Genomic DNA, 17,044 nt, shown 5'->3' with positions numbered 1-17,044 from the left:
AAGTGCATAAACGCTTTAACGCGTTAAAGGGAGTGGATGAATTGAGCAAAGAGTCACAATGGAAGACATCAACCGGATTTATTCTAGCCAGTGCGGGATCGGCAATAGGACTAGGAGCAATGTGGAAGTTTCCGTATATGGCAGGCATTTATGGTGGTGGGGCTTTTTTACTTTTATTCTTAATATTTACTATATTTGTAGGGTTACCGCTATTAATTATGGAATTTACAGTAGGTAAGATGGGACGTACTTACACTACTCAAATATATAGTAAGTTAACTGGTAAGAAATGGCTAAATATTATTGGATGGAATGGTAATTTAGCAGTATTTATATTATTTGGATTTTATAGTGTTATTGGTGGATGGATCATTATATATATCGGTAATGTCATTTTACAAATGTTATCCATTGAGAAAACGACACTAACAACCATTAATTTTGAAGCAATTATTAGTAATCCGTGGCTAACGGTTCTTGGTCAGGGGATTTTTATCTTTTTAACAATGATTATCGTCATGTTAGGCGTTGAAAAAGGGTTAGAAAAAGCATCTAAAGTAATGATGCCATTATTATTTATCTTTTTAATTATCGTGGTAGTCAAATCTTTAACTTTAGACGGCGCGATAGACGGCGTGCGTTATATTCTACAGCCACGTCTAGAAGATATTTCAATGGAAGGGATTCTATTTGCGTTAGGTCAGTCATTCTTTACGTTATCATTGGGAACAACTGGGATGATTACTTATGCAAGTTATGCGCCAAAAGAAATGACAATAAAGTCATCAGCTATTTCAATAGTAATCATGAATATTTTAGTATCTGTATTAGCTGGTTTAGCCATATTCCCAGCTTTAAAAACTTTTGGATACGAACCTCAGGAGGGGCCAGGGCTATTATTTAAAGTTTTACCGTTAGTATTTAGTCAAATGGGCTTTGGCGTTATGTTTTATTTCATATTCTTAATCCTATTCTTATTTGCTGCATTAACTTCGTCTATTTCGCTATTAGAATTAAACGTATCTAATTTCACTAAAAATGATAATTCTAAGCGTAAATCTATAGCATTTATCGCAAGTATATTGGTATTAATTATTAGTATTCCAGCTACGCTATCATTTAGTAGTTTAAGTGCTGTTAAATTTGGTGCAGGAACTATTTTTGATAATATGGATTTCATAGTTTCAAATATTTTAATGCCTTTAGGCGCACTTGGGACAACATTAGTAGTAGGGCAATTATTAGATAAAGAAGCTTTAAAAGAAAGTTTCGGTCGCGACAAGTTTAAATTCTTTGCGCCATGGTATTTTTTAATTAAATTCGTCATGCCAGTCGTTATTATACTCGTGTTCATCGTTCAATTATTCTAAAGATCATACAATATAAAAAGGTTAGTCACACATATGTGGCTAACCTTTTTTACTACTTGAAACGAGCATTTATATAATCTCGTTCAATTTCTAATAACTCTAAATAATCTTCAGACATGATTTCTTTACCAATTTCAATATTTTTAGAAACAATAAAGTCAGCAAGTTTATGGTTTTCCTCATCAGAGTCAAAGAATGAAAGTGCTCTTTTTATTGTATCTTTTTCAGAAAAAAGGATTAACGTACGACCGTACACTAAATCTTCCTTACTTCTTTGATAAGAAGCCTCTAAAAAAGCAAATATTTTTGAGCCATCATTATATTCAAAAGCTGAGTCTATATCACCTTGAACTTTATCAGCAATATTAGACAATCTTGACTGTTCAGCTGGATCTTCTGGTCTATATTGATCTCGTACATACTCTTTCCACTTAATTAATTCTGAAGCAATATGTTCTTTTAATTCTGAATCATTATTATTTGTTTTAAATGCGTCAACTTGTTGTCTTAACTCGCTTAAATCCATTAAATCTTCACGGTTAAGTTTACTCGATTCAAATGCTTCATAGTAATCATTTTCATGTGTAGACATCAATCATTCCCCCCTTAAGATACTTTGATACTTTATTCCTTTTAACACTACATCTAAAACATATCAGTTTTGATATTAAAAAGGGATAAGTTAGAAATGATATAAATGGGAAACAGTAGGATTACATGTTTTCAAAACGAACGTCTTGTTTGCGTAATTCTTTCATCACTTTCTCAGAAATTGCTGAATTGTTGATTGAAACATTTTTAAAAACACAATCTTTAATTTTAACATTGTCTAGGTTACATAAATCTAATGCGACATTTTCAAACACGACTTTCTTTAAAACAACATCGTTGAAAGTGACGTTGCGTAAGCTACAGTCTTTGAAGAAAGTCTGTTCTATAGTTAGTGTGTTGAATTGACTATCATCGAATGTAGTTACACTGTAGTTTACTTTACTCATTAGAGTTTTAAAGAAATTAATGTTTACAAAAATACTACTGCTAAAGTCACAATTAATTAATTTAGTGTTAGACACGGTATGAACATTTTTAAATATGCCCTCAGAAAAGTCGCAGTTTTTAAAATAACTCTTATTAATTTCTAAATCGTCGTACATAGCGTTTCTAAAGGTACTATTGGTATATTTTTTGCTTTTATAGTGTTCATTAGTAAACACAGATAGAGATAAATCGGCTTTTGATGTCATTACGATTCTCCTTTAAGTATTATTAATACGTATAATCAATTATTGCGTTTGCATCGATATTATCGTAACACGAGTATTAAGTTGAACGATAGTTATTGAGTTCTTAGATACATGTATCATTACATAAAAAAGTTTAAAATTTGCAGTTTTGCATAAATCTAAAGATTATCGTATAATTCATAGTGATTATGTAAGGATTACAAACAAAATTTGGGGTTGATGAATACTATAAACAGAAGGTAGGTTGAGTCAAAGCGAGTAAGAGCGCTTTAGATAATTAATATGATTGCATTTGACTTAATAGGACAAACACCACTCGTATTACTGGAAAGTTTTAGCGATGAGAACGTTCAGATTTATGCTAAATTAGAGCAATTCAATCCAGGTGGTAGTGTGAAAGATAGACTAGGTAAATACCTTGTTGAAACAGCCATAAAAGAAGGTCGAGTTTCTTCGGGGGCTACGATTGTTGAAGCTACAGCAGGAAATACTGGAATAGGACTTGTAATTGCTGCCAATCGGTATCATTTAAAATGTGTTATTTTTGCGCCAGAGGGCTTTTCTGAAGAAAAAAAAATCAATTATGCGTGCATTAGGCGCAGATATTAAACGTACGCCTAAAGATGAAGGCATGATTGGTGCACAAACTAAAGCAAGAAGCTACGCCCAAGAATTTGGGGCGATATATATGAACCAATTTGAAACGGAACATAATCCAGCGGCATATACGCATACGTTAGGTAAACAACTGACTGATACTTTGCCAAACATAGACTACTTTGTTGCAGGCGTGGGTTCAGGAGGTACGTTTACAGGCGTTGCACAACATCTTAAACAATATAGTGTAAAGAATGTGATTGTTGAACCAGAAGGCTCAATATTAAATGGTGGCGAAGCACATTCACATGATATTGAAGGTATTGGTTCAGAACAATGGCCCATCTTTTTGGAACGAAGTTTAGTAGATCAAATTATTACAGTAAGTGATAAAGATGGCTTTGACAATGTTAAACGTTTAGCACAACAAGAAGGATTATTAGTAGGTAGCTCATCAGGCGCTGCTTTACAAGGTGCTTTAGACATTAAAAATCAAATCGAAAAGGGCGTTATTGTAACCATTTTTCCAGATGGAAGCGATCGATATATGTCGAAAAAAATATTTGAATACAAAGGAGAATAATGATGAAGAAAAAAACACAAATGATTCATGGTGGACATACAACAGATGACTTTACAGGTGCAGTTACGACACCTATTTACCAAACAAGTACGTATTTACAAGACGAGATTGGTGACTTAAGACAGGGATACGAGTACTCTCGTACAGCTAACCCAACACGTACAGCGATTGAAAGTGTTATTGCTAATTTAGAAAATGGTAAACATGGTTTTGCTTTTGGTTCAGGTATGGCGGCTATCAGTGCGGTCATCATGTTGTTAGATAAAGGTGATCATCTTATTTTAAATTCTGATGTGTATGGTGGAACTTATCGTGCATTAACTAAAGTATTTACACGTTATGGCATCGATGTTGATTTCGTAGATACAACTCATATTGAAAATGTCAAAGACTATATTAAACCAGAAACTAAAATGTTATATGTAGAAACACCATCAAATCCATTATTACGTGTAACAGATATTAAACGTACAGCAGAAATTGCAAAAGATAATAATTTAATTTCAGTAGTAGATAATACATTTATGACACCTTACTATCAAAATCCATTAGACTTCGGTATTGATATTGTTTTACATTCAGCTACTAAATATATTGGTGGTCATAGTGATGTTGTAGCTGGTTTGGTTGCAACTGCAGATGACGAGTTAGGAGAACGTTTAGCCTTTATTTCAAATTCAACAGGTGGTGTTCTTGGACCACAAGATAGTTATTTATTAGTTCGTGGTATTAAAACATTAGGATTACGTATGGAACAAATTAATCGTAATGTTGAAGCTATTGTTGAAATGTTACAAAATCATCCATCAGTTCAACAAGTATTCCATCCAAGTATTAAAGACCATTTAAACCATGATATTCATGCCGCTCAAGCAAGTGGTCATACAGGCGTGGTTGCTTTTGAAGTAAAAGATACTGAAGCAGCAAAACAACTTATTCGTAAAACAAACTACTTCACATTAGCTGAAAGTTTAGGTGCAGTTGAAAGTTTAATTTCAGTACCTGCTTTAATGACACATGCATCTATCCCTGCTGATGTCCGTGCTAAAGAAGGTATCACTGATGGACTCGTACGTTTATCAATCGGTATTGAAGATACAGATGATTTAGTTGAAGACTTAAAACAAGCCATTGATACTTTGAACTAAATCAAATGAGTTAAGACAAAATAATATTTTAATTCTACATTATAGTTAGAATTAACTGACTGAGGATAGAAGGTATCTTTTCTCAGTTAGAATCAACCATATAGGGGTGGGACAATCAATTTTGTTCCACCCTATTAATTTTAAATAAAAGTTAAATCTCAATAGTTGAGAATGTGTTATACACTTATGAAAAGTAAATTATATTTCTATGCATATTATTTAAAATTCAAAAGTAGTGTACAAAAAATTCATAGATATGTAATCAAATTGAAATGGAATATCATGTCGAATTGTATTAATTTAGTATAAGTACACTACTTGAACGGATAAAAGAAAGAAGTATGTAATAAAGATTTAATACAGATGAGTGTCTGGTACAACTAGAAGTAAGTGGTAAGTAACCCAATGAACAAGCATAAGATTAAGGAGGCGCTTTGTATGAATAAAAAAATTCTAGCAACAGCAGTATTAGGGACAGGAGCACTTAGTACATTATTTGCTCATCAAGCTGAAGCATCAACAACGCACACAGTTCGAAGTGGTGAATCTTTATGGTCTATTTCACACCATTATGGTATCACTGTATCTAAATTAAAATCATTAAATGGCTTATCATCAAATCTTATTTTTCCAAACCAAGTATTAAAAGTTTCGGGATCTTCTAATTATTCAAGTCGTTCAAATTACGGTAATTCAAGTAGTACATATACTGTTAGAGCAGGGGATAGTTTATCATCTATCGCTAGTCGATATGGTACAACATATCGTCATATTATGAATTTAAATGGATTAAATAGCTTTTTAATTTTCCCTGGTCAACAATTAAAAGTATCTGGGTCTGTAAGTTCAAATTCACACTCAAGTTATAATTCAAATAGTGGTGGTTCATCAAGTACTTATACAGTACGTTATGGGGATTCACTATCATCTATTGCTAGCCGATATGGTACAACATATCAACATATTATGAGATTAAATGGATTAAATAATTTCTTTATTTATCCTGGTCAAAAATTAAGAATTAGTGGTTCAGCTTCTTCAAACACTTACTCAACGCGTTCAGCACAATCAACGTATTATTCATCACCAGTATTTAATCATAGAAATTTATATGATTGGGGACAATGTACATGGCATGTGTTTAATCGTCGTGCTGCTATTGGAAAAGGTATTAGTACTTATTGGTGGAATGCTAATAACTGGGATAATGCTGCAGCTAGAGATGGGTATCGTATTGATGGTAACCCAACAGTAGGTTCAATTGCACAATCAGATGCCGGTTATTATGGTCATGTAGCATTTGTAGAACGTGTTAATAGCAATGGTAGTATTTTAGTTTCAGAAATGAACTTTAGTGCGAGTCCAGGTATTTTAACATATCGTACAATCCCTGCTTATCAAGTACGCAATTATAAATTTATTCATTAATTTATCAAAAAAAGCTAATCAAAAGGAAGTATACTTTACTTCTTTTGATTAGCTTTTTTATCTTATTGGAAATTATAGTCTTCTTTAACTTTTCTAAAGCTTGAAGCTAAACGTGTAACATTAATAATGAATGATACGAATGACGTTAGCTTACGGAATTTGTAAGGAGATTTCATTGATACTACGAAATCTAAGAGTGTGCCTACAGTGCTTAGGCCTAAAGATAAATAAACTAGATTTTTATTTTTCGCGTCGAATTTAATACCGTTATAACCATCTACGATAAAGCCTGCTGTACTAACTAAATTTGAAACGCGCGTTAATTTTGATTTTTTTGCCATGAATAATACCCTCCGAAATATCTAAATGTCATCAAATAATCATTTAGTATATTATTATATGTTAACATCATACTAAAATAACATATATTTTTGAAGTACAAAACATTTCGTTAAAAAGGTGTGATTATATGATAAAGTGTGTTTGTTTAGTGGAGGAAACAGAGAACCAAATCTTATTAGTACAAGTAAGAAATAGAGAGAAGTATTATTTCCCGGGTGGTAAAATTGATGAAGGTGAAACGCAATTAGAAGCGATACAAAGGGAAGTAAAAGAGGAACTACAATTAGAGTTTCCACAAGAGGATTTCACATATATTGGAACGGTCATAGGAGACGCATACCCGCAAACGAACATGCTAACAGAACTAAATGGATTTAAACTTCAACAAGAAATTGACTGGAATAACGTTGAAATTGACAATGAAATTACTGATATACGTTGGTTCGATAAATCTGAAACAATGTTAATAGCACCCGCTGTTATAAAGTGGATTGAAACATTTTCAGAGAGAAAGTAGGGGCATCATGGAAATTCGACCATATTCAATTCAAGATTACCCGTTATTAGATGTATTTGAAATATTACCAGAAGATAGAAAATTCACTCGGACACCTATCCATAATATTGATTTAGCTAAAGGAGACGACGAGCGTCACCCGACTCTTGTTATGAGGGATAATCAATGTGTAGGATTCTTTACTTTACATGAAGGTCAGGGTGTTAAATCATATAGTGACAATAATAAAGCTATATTTTTCCGTTCATTTAGTGTGGATGCACGATATCGTGGCCAAGGTCTTGGAAAAGCAGTGATTCAACAACTACCAAGCTATATAAAGTCAACATTTCCTTACATTAATGAAATAATATTAACTGTGAATACTGACAACGACAAAGCCATCGGATTATATAAACAAGCCCAATATTCTATTACTGGAGATGCAATTTTAGAAGGGCGACCAGTTTACGTTATGAATTTTAAAATATAGATGCTTATAAATAAACAAGCCAGTGAATGAATTTATCAAGACTCATTTACTGGCTATTTTTGAGAGAACTGTGTCCCACCTATTATATTTTTATAAGTTAATTTTTAAAATTTTGATCCGTGGATTGCGAAGAAATTTCAGAATGCTTTTGATTAAATTTAGGATGTTTAATTAATAAAGCTGTAATCCATGCCGTAATCGGGATACTAAGCGCTACGGCAATTCCACCTAGTAAGATAGAAATAAATTCTTGAACAAATATTTTTGAGTTAATGATATGTCCGAAAGAATAATGTAATTGGAAAAACCAAAAGAATAATGTCAATTGACCACCAAAATAAGCTAAATATATCGTATTGGCAGAAGTTGCTAGAATTTCTCTACCTACACGCATGCCTGATTGGAACAATGCCTTACGTGAAAGGGTGGGGTTGGTTTCATTAAGTTCATACATTGGAGAACTTATAGTTATGGTTAAGTCGATGACCGCTGCAATTACTGCTAAAATGACTGTAAATACTGAGAATTGAACCATATCAATACCGATATTCATTGAAAAAATATATGTTTCGTCTTGTTGTTCTGTTGTAAAGCCTTGTAAGTGACCGATACTTATTGATAGATAAATACCGACTATTAAGAGAATGGTAGTAATTATTGTAGCAATAAAAGCTGCTTTGGTCTTAATGTTATAACTATTTAAAATAAATAAGTTACATGCGGCAATGACAATGCAAAAAACTAGTGAAACTAGGTATATAGGTGTTCCAAATAAGATGAACACAATACTAATTAGCAGGATAATAAAATTTAAGAATAATGTTAAGTATGAGATTAAGCCTTTTTTACCGCCAAAAATGAGCATTAAAATTAATAAAATTAGTGCTAGTAGGACGACTGCATTCATCTTGTCACACCCTTCCATTTCATCCACATAACCATCAAACTAATTGTAATTGGAATCGTTAGAACGATACCAATACCACCAGTTAAAGCACGAACAATTTCTAAAGACCAGTTCATCGAAATCGTATACGTAAATGTGTTAGCATTTTTTAAATAGATTAAGAACATCGGTAGACTTCCAGATAAGTAAGAGAAAAGTAAAATGTTCGTCATTGTACCCATGATATCTTGTCCTATATTACGACCTGCTAAAGCCCAACGTGATAAAGAAATGTTAGGTGTACGTTGTAATATTTCATACATACCGCTTGATATTGTAATAGCAACATCCATCACTGCACCTAATGATCCTATAAGTACAGAAGCTAAAAATATATCTTTAGGTGGCAGCGTTAAAAAACTCATTGTTTCATATTTAATACCAGCACCATTGGTTAACTGAATAATAATTTGAGTGATACCAATACATAAAAATGTACCTAGTAAAGTACCGACTGTTGTAATCCAAGTGCGCATGTGCCAACCAGTGACGAGTAATAACGTGACAATGGTGGAGAAAATGATCGCCACACTCATCAAATTGAATAGATTAGTAGATGGATGTTTATCATGAATTGCAATAGCTATCAAGATAGCACTAGTGTTAAAGATGAGTGACAGAATAGATTGTAAGCCTACATTACGTCCTACTAGTAAGAGAGACATAATGAATATACCTGCGATTGCTACAGTTAAACTATCGCGTTTTTTCTCTAAGATAGTTGCATCTTTAGGACTATTTTGAATATGCATTAGCACCTTGTTATTTTTGCTAAAGTGCTCTGAATCTGCTTGAGATTTAACATATGTATTGTCTATCGTAGTTGATTCGCCTTTAAATTTTCCATTTAATATCTTTATTGTTAAATGCTGTTTGTATTTAAAATCTGTATTATGTTGCTCATCAACAATCTTTTGAGCGTTACTTGTTTCTACATGAGTAACTTTACCGATAGGTGTATTGTAGAAACTAGCATTGAAAAACGTAAAGATAAAAGCACCGATAATAAGTACACCAATTAGAACTATGATGCGATTCATCACGCGATGACTAGAATTGTTGCGTTTTTGTGCATTCACTAATTTAACCCTCATTTATAAATCAAATTCTATTCTTAATTAAGTCAGAGTGATTATACGCTCTTCAGCATTATTATTCAAATAGTATCCATTTATTTATCGAATACCTCTTTATAACATTAGTGGTATGTAGATACTTTGCTTAAAAGTTGATGTATTAAATTCGATAAATTAAGTATATCAACTTTTTTATTATCCTTTTTAAAGACGGCGCAAAATGATCGCTTTAATTCTGTATGGCCTAACGAAATATCACATAATTCATCTTTATCATTTTCTAAAGATAAATAATCTGGCAAGATAACATAACCACGTTGATGTTTAAGTAAATAATTCGCTAAAGATTTAGAACCAACTATATTAACTGGCAGCTTTAAAGTGTGCTGTAAACGACTTTCAATTGTCGATGCCAAAGGTTTTAAAGTGAATAGTTGTGTTTTGGCAAATTGTGTTAGCGGAGGATTGATCGATAAAGCAATGACGTCATCTTTAGGTACATAAATATGATATGTTTCCTCAAATAATGGTTTTAATGATAGATTAGTATTCTTCTGAAGTTCGGCGTTAATTTCAACTAGGCCAATATCTATTTTGCCAGTATAAAGTGCCTCGGAAATATCAGGTGATGACATAATATGAGGAACGATGATGCTATCATATTGTCGTTCAAATGCTTGGATAATCGCAGTAATCATTTGAGAAATATAGCTTTCCTCAAAACCAATATTCAGAACACGTGCATTTTTATGATTTGTTTGTTGAAATAACGCTACCGTTTCATCTAATTGCTCTAAAATTTGCGTAGCTTGATTGAGTAAAGCTTTACCATGTGAGGTTAAATGAATATTTCTCCCTTGTCTATTGAATAACGTTACTTGCAATTCCTGTTCTAATAATGTAATTTGCCGACTTATTGCAGATTGGGCTATGTTCAACTCAAGTGCTGCTTCAGAGATGTGTTCTCTACGTGCTACTTCTACAAAATATTTTAATTGTTTAATTTCCATATACATGCCCCTTCCAACTTTTCAAATTTACCTATTAGTATTAATTATTCTAATTATTAGAATAAAGTCATCTAATTAATATATTGTTCAGATAAATATTTTACATTATATTAATTATTATTAACAGTAAATTTTCTGAAAATTCTCAAAAGGAGTGGGCATCATGTTTGATGAAAAATTAAAAAGAGGATTATACGATTACCGCGAGGAACATGATGCATGCGGTATTGGGTTTTACGCAAACATGAATAATTTAAGGTCACACGATATCATCGAAAAATCACTTGAAATGTTGCGTCGTCTTGATCATCGTGGCGGTGTTGGCGCAGATGGTATAACAGGTGATGGTGCCGGTATTATGACCGAAATACCATTTCAATTTTTTAAAGCTCATGTCAATTTAGACTTACCTAACGAGGGAGATTATGCGGTAGGTCTTTTTTTCTCTAATGAAAAGATTCAAGGTACGAAACATGAAACGCAATTCAATGACTACTTTCAAAGTGAAGGTTTAAAGGTAATTGGCTATCGTGATGTGCCTGTCGATGTTAATGCAGTGGCACCTCATGTTGCGTCTACGATGCCACACATTCAACAAGTGTTTATTGATATTAGATCTATTGAAACACCGGTTAAACCATTGTATATAGCGAGAAAGCAAATAGAGCAATATGCAGAACGACAAGATTTAGGGCTTTATTTCACAAGTTTATCGCATAAGACAATTGTTTATAAAGGTTGGTTACGCTCAGATCAAATTAAGAAACTATATCTAGATTTAAATCACGAAGACTATCAATCTAAACTAGGACTTGTTCATTCAAGGTTTAGTACAAATACGTTCCCGAGTTGGAAGCGTGCGCATCCAAACCGATTATTGATGCACAATGGTGAAATTAATACGATTAAAGGTAATGTTAATTGGATGAGAGCACGACAAAGACAATTAATTCAAACATTATTTGGCGAAGAACATACTAAAATACAAAACATTGTTGATGAAGATGGTAGTGATTCAGCGATTGTAGATAATGCGTTAGAATTTTTATCATTAGCGATGGAACCTGAAGAAGCAGCGATGTTGCTTATACCTGAACCATGGTTATACAACAAAGAAAATGATGCCAATGTTCGTGCGTTCTATGAGTTTTATAGCTATTTAATGGAACCATGGGATGGACCAACGATGATTTCATTCTGTAATGGAGATAAAATTGGTGCATTAACTGACCGAAATGGATTACGACCAGGTCGTTACACAATTACAAAAGATAATTTTATTGTTTTTTCATCAGAGGTGGGTGTAGTAGATGTACATGAAGACAATGTTGCTTATAAAGGACAGCTCAATCCTGGGAAGTTATTACTTGTAGACTTTGAGTCTCATAAAGTGGTTGAAAATAATGAATTAAAAGTTCGAATTGCCAATCAATATCCTTACAAAGAATGGTTGGAAAGCCACAAAGTGGACCTAAACTTAGAAGCCCAAACGTATCATCAACCTTTATTAAACAATAAGACATTATTTAAGTTGCAGCGTCAATTTGGATATACGAAAGAAGATATCTATAAATATATGTCTGAATTAGTGATAGGTAAGAAAGATCCAATTGGTGCTATGGGTTACGATGCGCCACTTGCGGTATTAAATGAAAGACCAGAGTCCCTATTTAATTACTTTAAACAATTATTTGCACAGGTAACTAACCCACCTATTGATGCTTATCGCGAAAAGATAGTAACAAGTGAGTTATCTTATTTAGGTGGAGAAGGTAATTTGTTCCATCCTGATGAAACAGTATTAGACCGTATTCAACTGGCAAAACCTGTCCTAACTTTAACGCAATTAGATAAGATTAAACAGAGTAAGTTTAACGTGAAACACTTATCTACACTATATCAAGATAACCTTAAAGAGGCATTGGAAAGGCTGGGTGAAGCGGCGATACAAGCTACTCGAGATGGTCATACTATATTAGTTCTTGATGATAGTGAACTTATTGATAATGATGATGAAAGTAAAGTGAAAGAACAACGCTACGCTATGCCAATGCTATTAGCTATCAGTCATATTCATCAGTTATTAATCAGAGAAGGTCTACGTATGGATACTAGCTTAGTGGCACTATCTGGAGAAACGCGTGAAGTTCATCATGTAGCATGCTTATTAGGCTATGGTGCAAATGCTGTTATTCCATATCTAGCTCAGCATACTATTGCACATTTAACTGAAACACATCGTTTAGAAGGCGCCGTTTCCGACAACGTTGAAACTTATACACGTGTGTTATCAGAGGGTGTTATTAAAGTGATGGCGAAGATGGGTATCTCTACTGTTCAAAGTTATCAAGGGGCTCAAATCTTTGAAGCGGTTGGTCTATCTCAAGAAGTGATTGATGACTATTTCACTGGAACACAGTCTAAGTTATCAGGGCTAAGCATTCAACAAATTGATACTGAAAATAAAATGTGTCAACAAAGACATAATGAGTACCTAGATTCAGGAAGTGTCTTCCAATGGCGACAACAAGGTCAACATCATGTGTTTAATCCTACAACAATTCATTTGTTACAACATGCATGTCGTGAGAATGATTATACACAGTTTAAATCTTTTTCTAATGCTGTACATGATCAGAGAAATGATCATCTACGTGATTTATTAGAATTTAAAGCACAGCAGCCGATTCATATTAGTGAGGTTGAGTCAGTAGAGACCATTGTTAAACGCTTTAATACGGGGGCAATGAGCTATGGTTCTATTTCTGAAGAAGCGCATCAAACATTAGCACAAGCTATGAATAAACTAGGTGGTAAAAGTAATAGTGGTGAAGGTGGAGAAAATCCTAAACGCTATGAAATCCAAGAAGACGGTAGTGTGTTATCAAGCGCTATCAAGCAAGTCGCTTCTGGCCGTTTTGGTGTGACTAGTAATTATTTGCAACATGCAAAAGAGTTACAAATTAAAGTTGCTCAAGGTGCTAAGCCAGGAGAAGGAGGACAGTTACCGGGCACAAAAGTATATCCTTGGATTGCTGAGACACGAGGTTCAACGCCAGGTATAGGATTGATTTCACCTCCACCACATCACGATATTTACTCAATTGAAGACTTAGGACAATTAATTCATGACTTAAAGAATGCAAACAGAAGCGCTGATGTAGCAGTTAAATTAGTTTCGAAAACAGGTATCGGAACCATTGCATCGGGTGTCGCTAAAGCATTTGCAGATAAAATCGTCGTGAGTGGATATGATGGTGGTACAGGTGCATCTCCTAAGACGAGTATTCAACACGCCGGTTTACCTTGGGAACTTGGTTTAGCTGAAACGCATCAAACATTGAAATTAAATCATTTACGTAGTCGTGTTCGTTTAGAAACAGATGGTAAGTTGATGACAGGTAGAGATGTTGCATTAGCATGTGCACTAGGTGCCGAAGAATTTGGATTCGCGACTGCACCATTAGTTGTTTTAGGGTGCATCATGATGCGCGTTTGTCATAATGATACATGTCCAGTAGGTATAGCGACTCAGAACAAAGATTTAAGAGCGTTGTTTAGAGGTAAGGCTGACCACGTTGTTAACTTTATGCATTTTATTGCTGAAGAGTTAAGAGAGGTCTTAGCATCGTTAGGACTACGAACAGTTGAAGAATTGGTTGGACGTACCGACTTGTTACAACGCTCAAGTCGAATTGATGAACAATCAAAAGCAGCAACACTAGACATTGATAAGTTATTGGATTCAGTTGATGGCCCTAACTCAAAAGAAATTAATCAAAATCATCATTTAGATATAGGTTTCGATTTAAATTATCTATATAAAGATGCTAAACAAAGTATTGAGGATGGAAAATTATTTAAAGGAAATTATGTGATTAATAATGAACAACGAGATGTAGGTGTTATCACAGGAAGTTACATTACTCAGTGTCACGGTATTAAAGGGTTACCAGAGGGGACAATTGTAGCTAAAACACATGGTCATGCTGGACAAAGCTTAGCGGCATTCGCACCATCAGGATTGTTAGTCCAACATACAGGTGATGCAAATGATTACGTTGGTAAAGGGTTATCTGGTGGTACTGTTGTGATTAAGGCACCAAATAAACAACGCGAACGTGAAATTATTGCTGGGAATGTATGTTTCTATGGTGCTTCAAAAGGTAAAGCCTTTATTAATGGTAGTGCTGGCGAACGTTTTTGTATTAGAAACAGTGGTGTTGATGTAGTAGTAGAAGGTATCGGTGATCATGGTTTGGAATATATGACTGGAGGACATGTAGTCAATTTAGGAGATGTAGGTAAGAACTTCGGTCAAGGTATGAGCGGAGGCGTTTGTTACGTATTTCCAAATAATCTCGAATTATTCAAACGTAAAAACCAATTACCAACCCTAGCTTTTGAGAGAGTGACACACAAAAAGGAGAAAGCGTTACTTAAAACAATGTTAGAGGAACATTATCGTTATACCCAAAGTACAAAAGCAGCGGCGATTTTAAATGATTTTGAACATGTGGCAGACAAAGTTATTAAAGTGATTCCAAAAGATTATGAACTAATGATGCAAAAAATTGAATTACAAAGTCGTCGTTTACCACAACTTGATGATGCTAAACTGGCAGCATTCTATGATGAACGTACGACAATTGAACAAGAATTACAGCCAGCAGTTATTTACTAAAGAAAGGAGAGGTCTGTTATGGGTGAGTTTAAAGGATTTATGAAATATGAAAAGCAATCATTATCTGAACTGTCTTTAGTTGAACGCCTAAAACATCATGATGCGTTTCAACAACGTTTTTCACGTGATGAGGCGTCTGTTCAAGGCGCGCGATGTATGGATTGTGGGACACCATTCTGTCAAACAGGTCTTCCTTTCGGTAGAGAAACCATTGGTTGCCCTATTGGTAATTATATTCCTGAGTGGAATGATTTGGTTTATCGTCAGGATTTCAAAGCTGCATATCAACGTTTAAGTGAAACAAATAATTTTCCTGAATTTACAGGACGTGTTTGTCCTGCACCTTGCGAACAATCTTGTGTTATGAAGATTAATCGTGAATCAGTCGCAATTAAAGGAATAGAACGAACAATTATTGATGAAGCATATGATAACGGTTGGGTTAAACCTAAATATCCTAAGCAACGGTTAGAACAATCTGTAGCGATTGTTGGGAGTGGTCCTGCAGGCCTCTCTGCAGCTGAAGAGCTCAATTACATGGGTTATCAAGTGACGGTGTTTGAAAGAGCCGCAGAAGCGGGTGGTTTATTAATGTATGGAATTCCCAATATGAAATTAGATAAGGATGTTGTACGTCGCCGTATTACACTGATGACAGAAGCAGGTATTACATTTAAAACGAATACCAACATTGGTTTGGATATCTCACGCGAAGAATTAGAACAGACATATGACGCTATTATCTTATGTACAGGAGCTCAAAAAGCACGTGACTTGCCATTAGAAGGACGTATGGGTCAAGGTATTAACTTTGCTATGGATTATTTAACCGAGCAGACTCAATTACTAAATGGTGAAATTGACGAACCAACTATTACGGCTAAAGGAAAAAATGTAATCATCATCGGTGCTGGTGATACTGGCGCGGATTGTGTTGCTACTGCTTTACGTGAAAATTGTAAGTCAATTGTGCAATTTAACAAATATACGAAAGCACCTGAAGAAATTGCGTTTGAAAGTAATACGTCGTGGCCACTTGCATTACCTGTTTTCAAAATGGATTATGCTCATAAAGAGTATGAAGCACGTTTCGGTAGAGAGCCTCGCGCTTATGGTGTTCAAACTATGCGATATGATGTTGATCATATTGGTAATGTGCGTGGTGTATATACACAAATCTTAGAGGAAACACCAGAAGGAATGGTTGTCGTAGATGGAACTGAAAGACATTGGCCAGCAGATCTTGTTCTTTTATCGATAGGCTTCGAAGGTACCGAACCTACAGTACCCAAAACTTTTGATATTGCTACACAACAAAATAAAATCATCGCCAACGATAAAGATTATCGCACTAATAAAGAAAAAATATTTGCCGCTGGGGATGCGAGAAGAGGTCAAAGTCTTGTAGTTTGGGCGATTAAAGAAGGACGTGCTGTTGCTCAATCTGTCGATAAATTCTTGAAACAAAAGGTATTCGTGTAAGTTACTTTAAAAATAAGATAGTAATGAAAATAAAATGGATATTTTTACACTTTAAACTTAAAAGTAATTGACTTCCGATGAACCGTGGTATATGATATTTATTGTGTTCATTGGAGGAATACCCAAGTCCGGCTGAAGGGATCGG

General features: G+C 34.2%; 13 protein-coding genes and 1 pseudogene. 8 read left to right on the top strand and 6 right to left on the bottom strand.

Translation table 11 applies throughout. The features are described from left to right. Positions 1–41: 41 nt before the first annotated feature. Positions 42–1,370, top strand: coding sequence for a sodium-dependent transporter (locus HMPREF3265_RS04870; RefSeq protein WP_070861067.1), 1,329 nt, complete (start codon positions 42–44; stop codon positions 1,368–1,370). Between the two features lie 52 nt (positions 1,371–1,422). On the opposite strand, the gene HMPREF3265_RS04865 is transcribed toward HMPREF3265_RS04870, so the two are convergent. Both HMPREF3265_RS04865 and HMPREF3265_RS04860 read right to left on the bottom strand, forming a co-directional pair. After that, on the bottom strand, positions 1,423–1,962 hold the full coding sequence (locus tag HMPREF3265_RS04865) for a hypothetical protein (protein ID WP_070861066.1): 540 nt from the start codon (positions 1,960–1,962) through the stop codon (positions 1,423–1,425). 121 nt (positions 1,963–2,083) lie between these two features. Continuing rightward, the gene (locus tag HMPREF3265_RS04860; RefSeq protein WP_070442207.1) at positions 2,084–2,614 is read right to left on the bottom strand and encodes a pentapeptide repeat-containing protein; all 531 of its coding nucleotides are present in this window, start codon (positions 2,612–2,614) and stop codon (positions 2,084–2,086) included. A gap of 282 nt (positions 2,615–2,896) precedes the next feature. Between HMPREF3265_RS04860 and HMPREF3265_RS04855 the strand changes: the two are divergent. The 3 genes and pseudogenes from HMPREF3265_RS04855 to HMPREF3265_RS04845 all read left to right on the top strand — a co-directional run bounded on the left by HMPREF3265_RS04855 (position 2,897) and on the right by HMPREF3265_RS04845 (position 6,370). After that, a pseudogene (locus HMPREF3265_RS04855) lies at positions 2,897–3,794 on the top strand (PLP-dependent cysteine synthase family protein). A gap of 2 nt (positions 3,795–3,796) precedes the next feature. Next, entirely contained in the window at positions 3,797–4,942 is a 1,146-nt protein-coding gene (locus HMPREF3265_RS04850) for a bifunctional cystathionine gamma-lyase/homocysteine desulfhydrase (RefSeq protein WP_070861065.1), read from the top strand. Between the two features lie 438 nt (positions 4,943–5,380). Beyond that, positions 5,381–6,370 carry a LysM peptidoglycan-binding domain-containing protein gene (locus HMPREF3265_RS04845; protein WP_070442197.1) on the top strand — a complete coding sequence of 330 codons (990 nt, stop codon included), beginning with the start codon at positions 5,381–5,383 and terminating at the stop codon, positions 6,368–6,370. A 62-nt stretch (positions 6,371–6,432) separates the two neighbouring features. Here the strand turns inward: HMPREF3265_RS04845 and HMPREF3265_RS04840 are convergent, their stop codons facing one another. Continuing rightward, positions 6,433–6,711: a hypothetical protein gene (locus HMPREF3265_RS04840; RefSeq protein ID WP_011276795.1), complete on the bottom strand. Its 279-nt coding sequence runs from the start codon at positions 6,709–6,711 to the stop codon at positions 6,433–6,435. 128 nt (positions 6,712–6,839) lie between these two features. Here HMPREF3265_RS04840 and HMPREF3265_RS04835 point away from each other — a divergent pair, with 128 nt between their 5' ends. Next, positions 6,840–7,229 carry an NUDIX hydrolase gene (locus tag HMPREF3265_RS04835; protein ID WP_037552586.1) on the top strand — a complete coding sequence of 130 codons (390 nt, stop codon included), beginning with the start codon at positions 6,840–6,842 and terminating at the stop codon, positions 7,227–7,229. A 7-nt stretch (positions 7,230–7,236) separates the two neighbouring features. Then, positions 7,237–7,701 carry a GNAT family N-acetyltransferase gene (locus HMPREF3265_RS04830; protein WP_070442194.1) on the top strand — a complete coding sequence of 155 codons (465 nt, stop codon included), beginning with the start codon at positions 7,237–7,239 and terminating at the stop codon, positions 7,699–7,701. A 97-nt stretch (positions 7,702–7,798) separates the two neighbouring features. Here HMPREF3265_RS04830 and HMPREF3265_RS04825 read toward each other — a convergent pair whose 3' ends face one another. From HMPREF3265_RS04825 to gltC, 3 genes are all read right to left on the bottom strand, one after another. Continuing rightward, positions 7,799–8,608 carry a YibE/F family protein gene (locus HMPREF3265_RS04825; protein ID WP_070861064.1) on the bottom strand — a complete coding sequence of 270 codons (810 nt, stop codon included), beginning with the start codon at positions 8,606–8,608 and terminating at the stop codon, positions 7,799–7,801. Next, entirely contained in the window at positions 8,605–9,687 is a 1,083-nt protein-coding gene (locus HMPREF3265_RS04820; RefSeq protein WP_070861075.1) for a YibE/F family protein, read from the bottom strand. The genes HMPREF3265_RS04825 and HMPREF3265_RS04820 overlap by 4 nt, the downstream gene beginning before the upstream one ends. A gap of 158 nt (positions 9,688–9,845) precedes the next feature. After that, positions 9,846–10,733 (bottom strand): glutamate biosynthesis transcriptional regulator GltC, encoded by an 888-nt coding sequence (gene gltC / locus HMPREF3265_RS04815; protein ID WP_070861063.1) that lies wholly within the window; start codon positions 10,731–10,733, stop codon positions 9,846–9,848. Positions 10,734–10,896: 163 nt separating this feature from the next. On the opposite strand from gltC, the gene gltB reads away from it, so the two are divergent. Both gltB and HMPREF3265_RS04805 read left to right on the top strand, forming a co-directional pair. Beyond that, on the top strand, positions 10,897–15,417 hold the full coding sequence (gene gltB, locus HMPREF3265_RS04810) for a glutamate synthase large subunit (protein WP_070861062.1): 4,521 nt from the start codon (positions 10,897–10,899) through the stop codon (positions 15,415–15,417). A gap of 18 nt (positions 15,418–15,435) precedes the next feature. Continuing rightward, a complete protein-coding gene (locus HMPREF3265_RS04805) occupies positions 15,436–16,899 on the top strand; it encodes a glutamate synthase subunit beta (protein WP_070861061.1) in 1,464 nt (487 codons plus the stop codon). Positions 16,900–17,044 lie beyond the last annotated feature (145 nt).

Source organism: Staphylococcus sp. HMSC62B09, assembly GCF_001839115.1.
In the GTDB taxonomy this organism is placed as follows: domain Bacteria; phylum Bacillota; class Bacilli; order Staphylococcales; family Staphylococcaceae; genus Staphylococcus; species Staphylococcus haemolyticus.
This window is presented reverse-complemented; position numbering and strand designations above follow the sequence as displayed.

What these genes read in the sequence shown, in the direction of transcription:
- HMPREF3265_RS04835 (WP_037552586.1), top strand. Translation starts at nt 6,840, where the DNA reads ATGATAAAGTGTGTTTGTTTAGTGGAGGAAACAGAGAACCAAATCTTA.
- HMPREF3265_RS04820 (WP_070861075.1), bottom strand. Translation starts at nt 9,687, where the DNA reads ATGAATCGCATCATAGTTCTAATTGGTGTACTTATTATCGGTGCTTTT.
- HMPREF3265_RS04805 (WP_070861061.1), top strand. Translation starts at nt 15,436, where the DNA reads ATGGGTGAGTTTAAAGGATTTATGAAATATGAAAAGCAATCATTATCT.
- HMPREF3265_RS04845 (WP_070442197.1), top strand. Translation starts at nt 5,381, where the DNA reads ATGAATAAAAAAATTCTAGCAACAGCAGTATTAGGGACAGGAGCACTT.
- HMPREF3265_RS04865 (WP_070861066.1), bottom strand. Translation starts at nt 1,962, where the DNA reads ATGTCTACACATGAAAATGATTACTATGAAGCATTTGAATCGAGTAAA.
- HMPREF3265_RS04840 (WP_011276795.1), bottom strand. Translation starts at nt 6,711, where the DNA reads ATGGCAAAAAAATCAAAATTAACGCGCGTTTCAAATTTAGTTAGTACA.
- HMPREF3265_RS04850 (WP_070861065.1), top strand. Translation starts at nt 3,797, where the DNA reads ATGAAGAAAAAAACACAAATGATTCATGGTGGACATACAACAGATGAC.
- HMPREF3265_RS04830 (WP_070442194.1), top strand. Translation starts at nt 7,237, where the DNA reads ATGGAAATTCGACCATATTCAATTCAAGATTACCCGTTATTAGATGTA.
- HMPREF3265_RS04825 (WP_070861064.1), bottom strand. Translation starts at nt 8,608, where the DNA reads ATGAATGCAGTCGTCCTACTAGCACTAATTTTATTAATTTTAATGCTC.
- HMPREF3265_RS04860 (WP_070442207.1), bottom strand. Translation starts at nt 2,614, where the DNA reads ATGACATCAAAAGCCGATTTATCTCTATCTGTGTTTACTAATGAACAC.
- gltB (WP_070861062.1), top strand. Translation starts at nt 10,897, where the DNA reads ATGTTTGATGAAAAATTAAAAAGAGGATTATACGATTACCGCGAGGAA.
- gltC (WP_070861063.1), bottom strand. Translation starts at nt 10,733, where the DNA reads ATGGAAATTAAACAATTAAAATATTTTGTAGAAGTAGCACGTAGAGAA.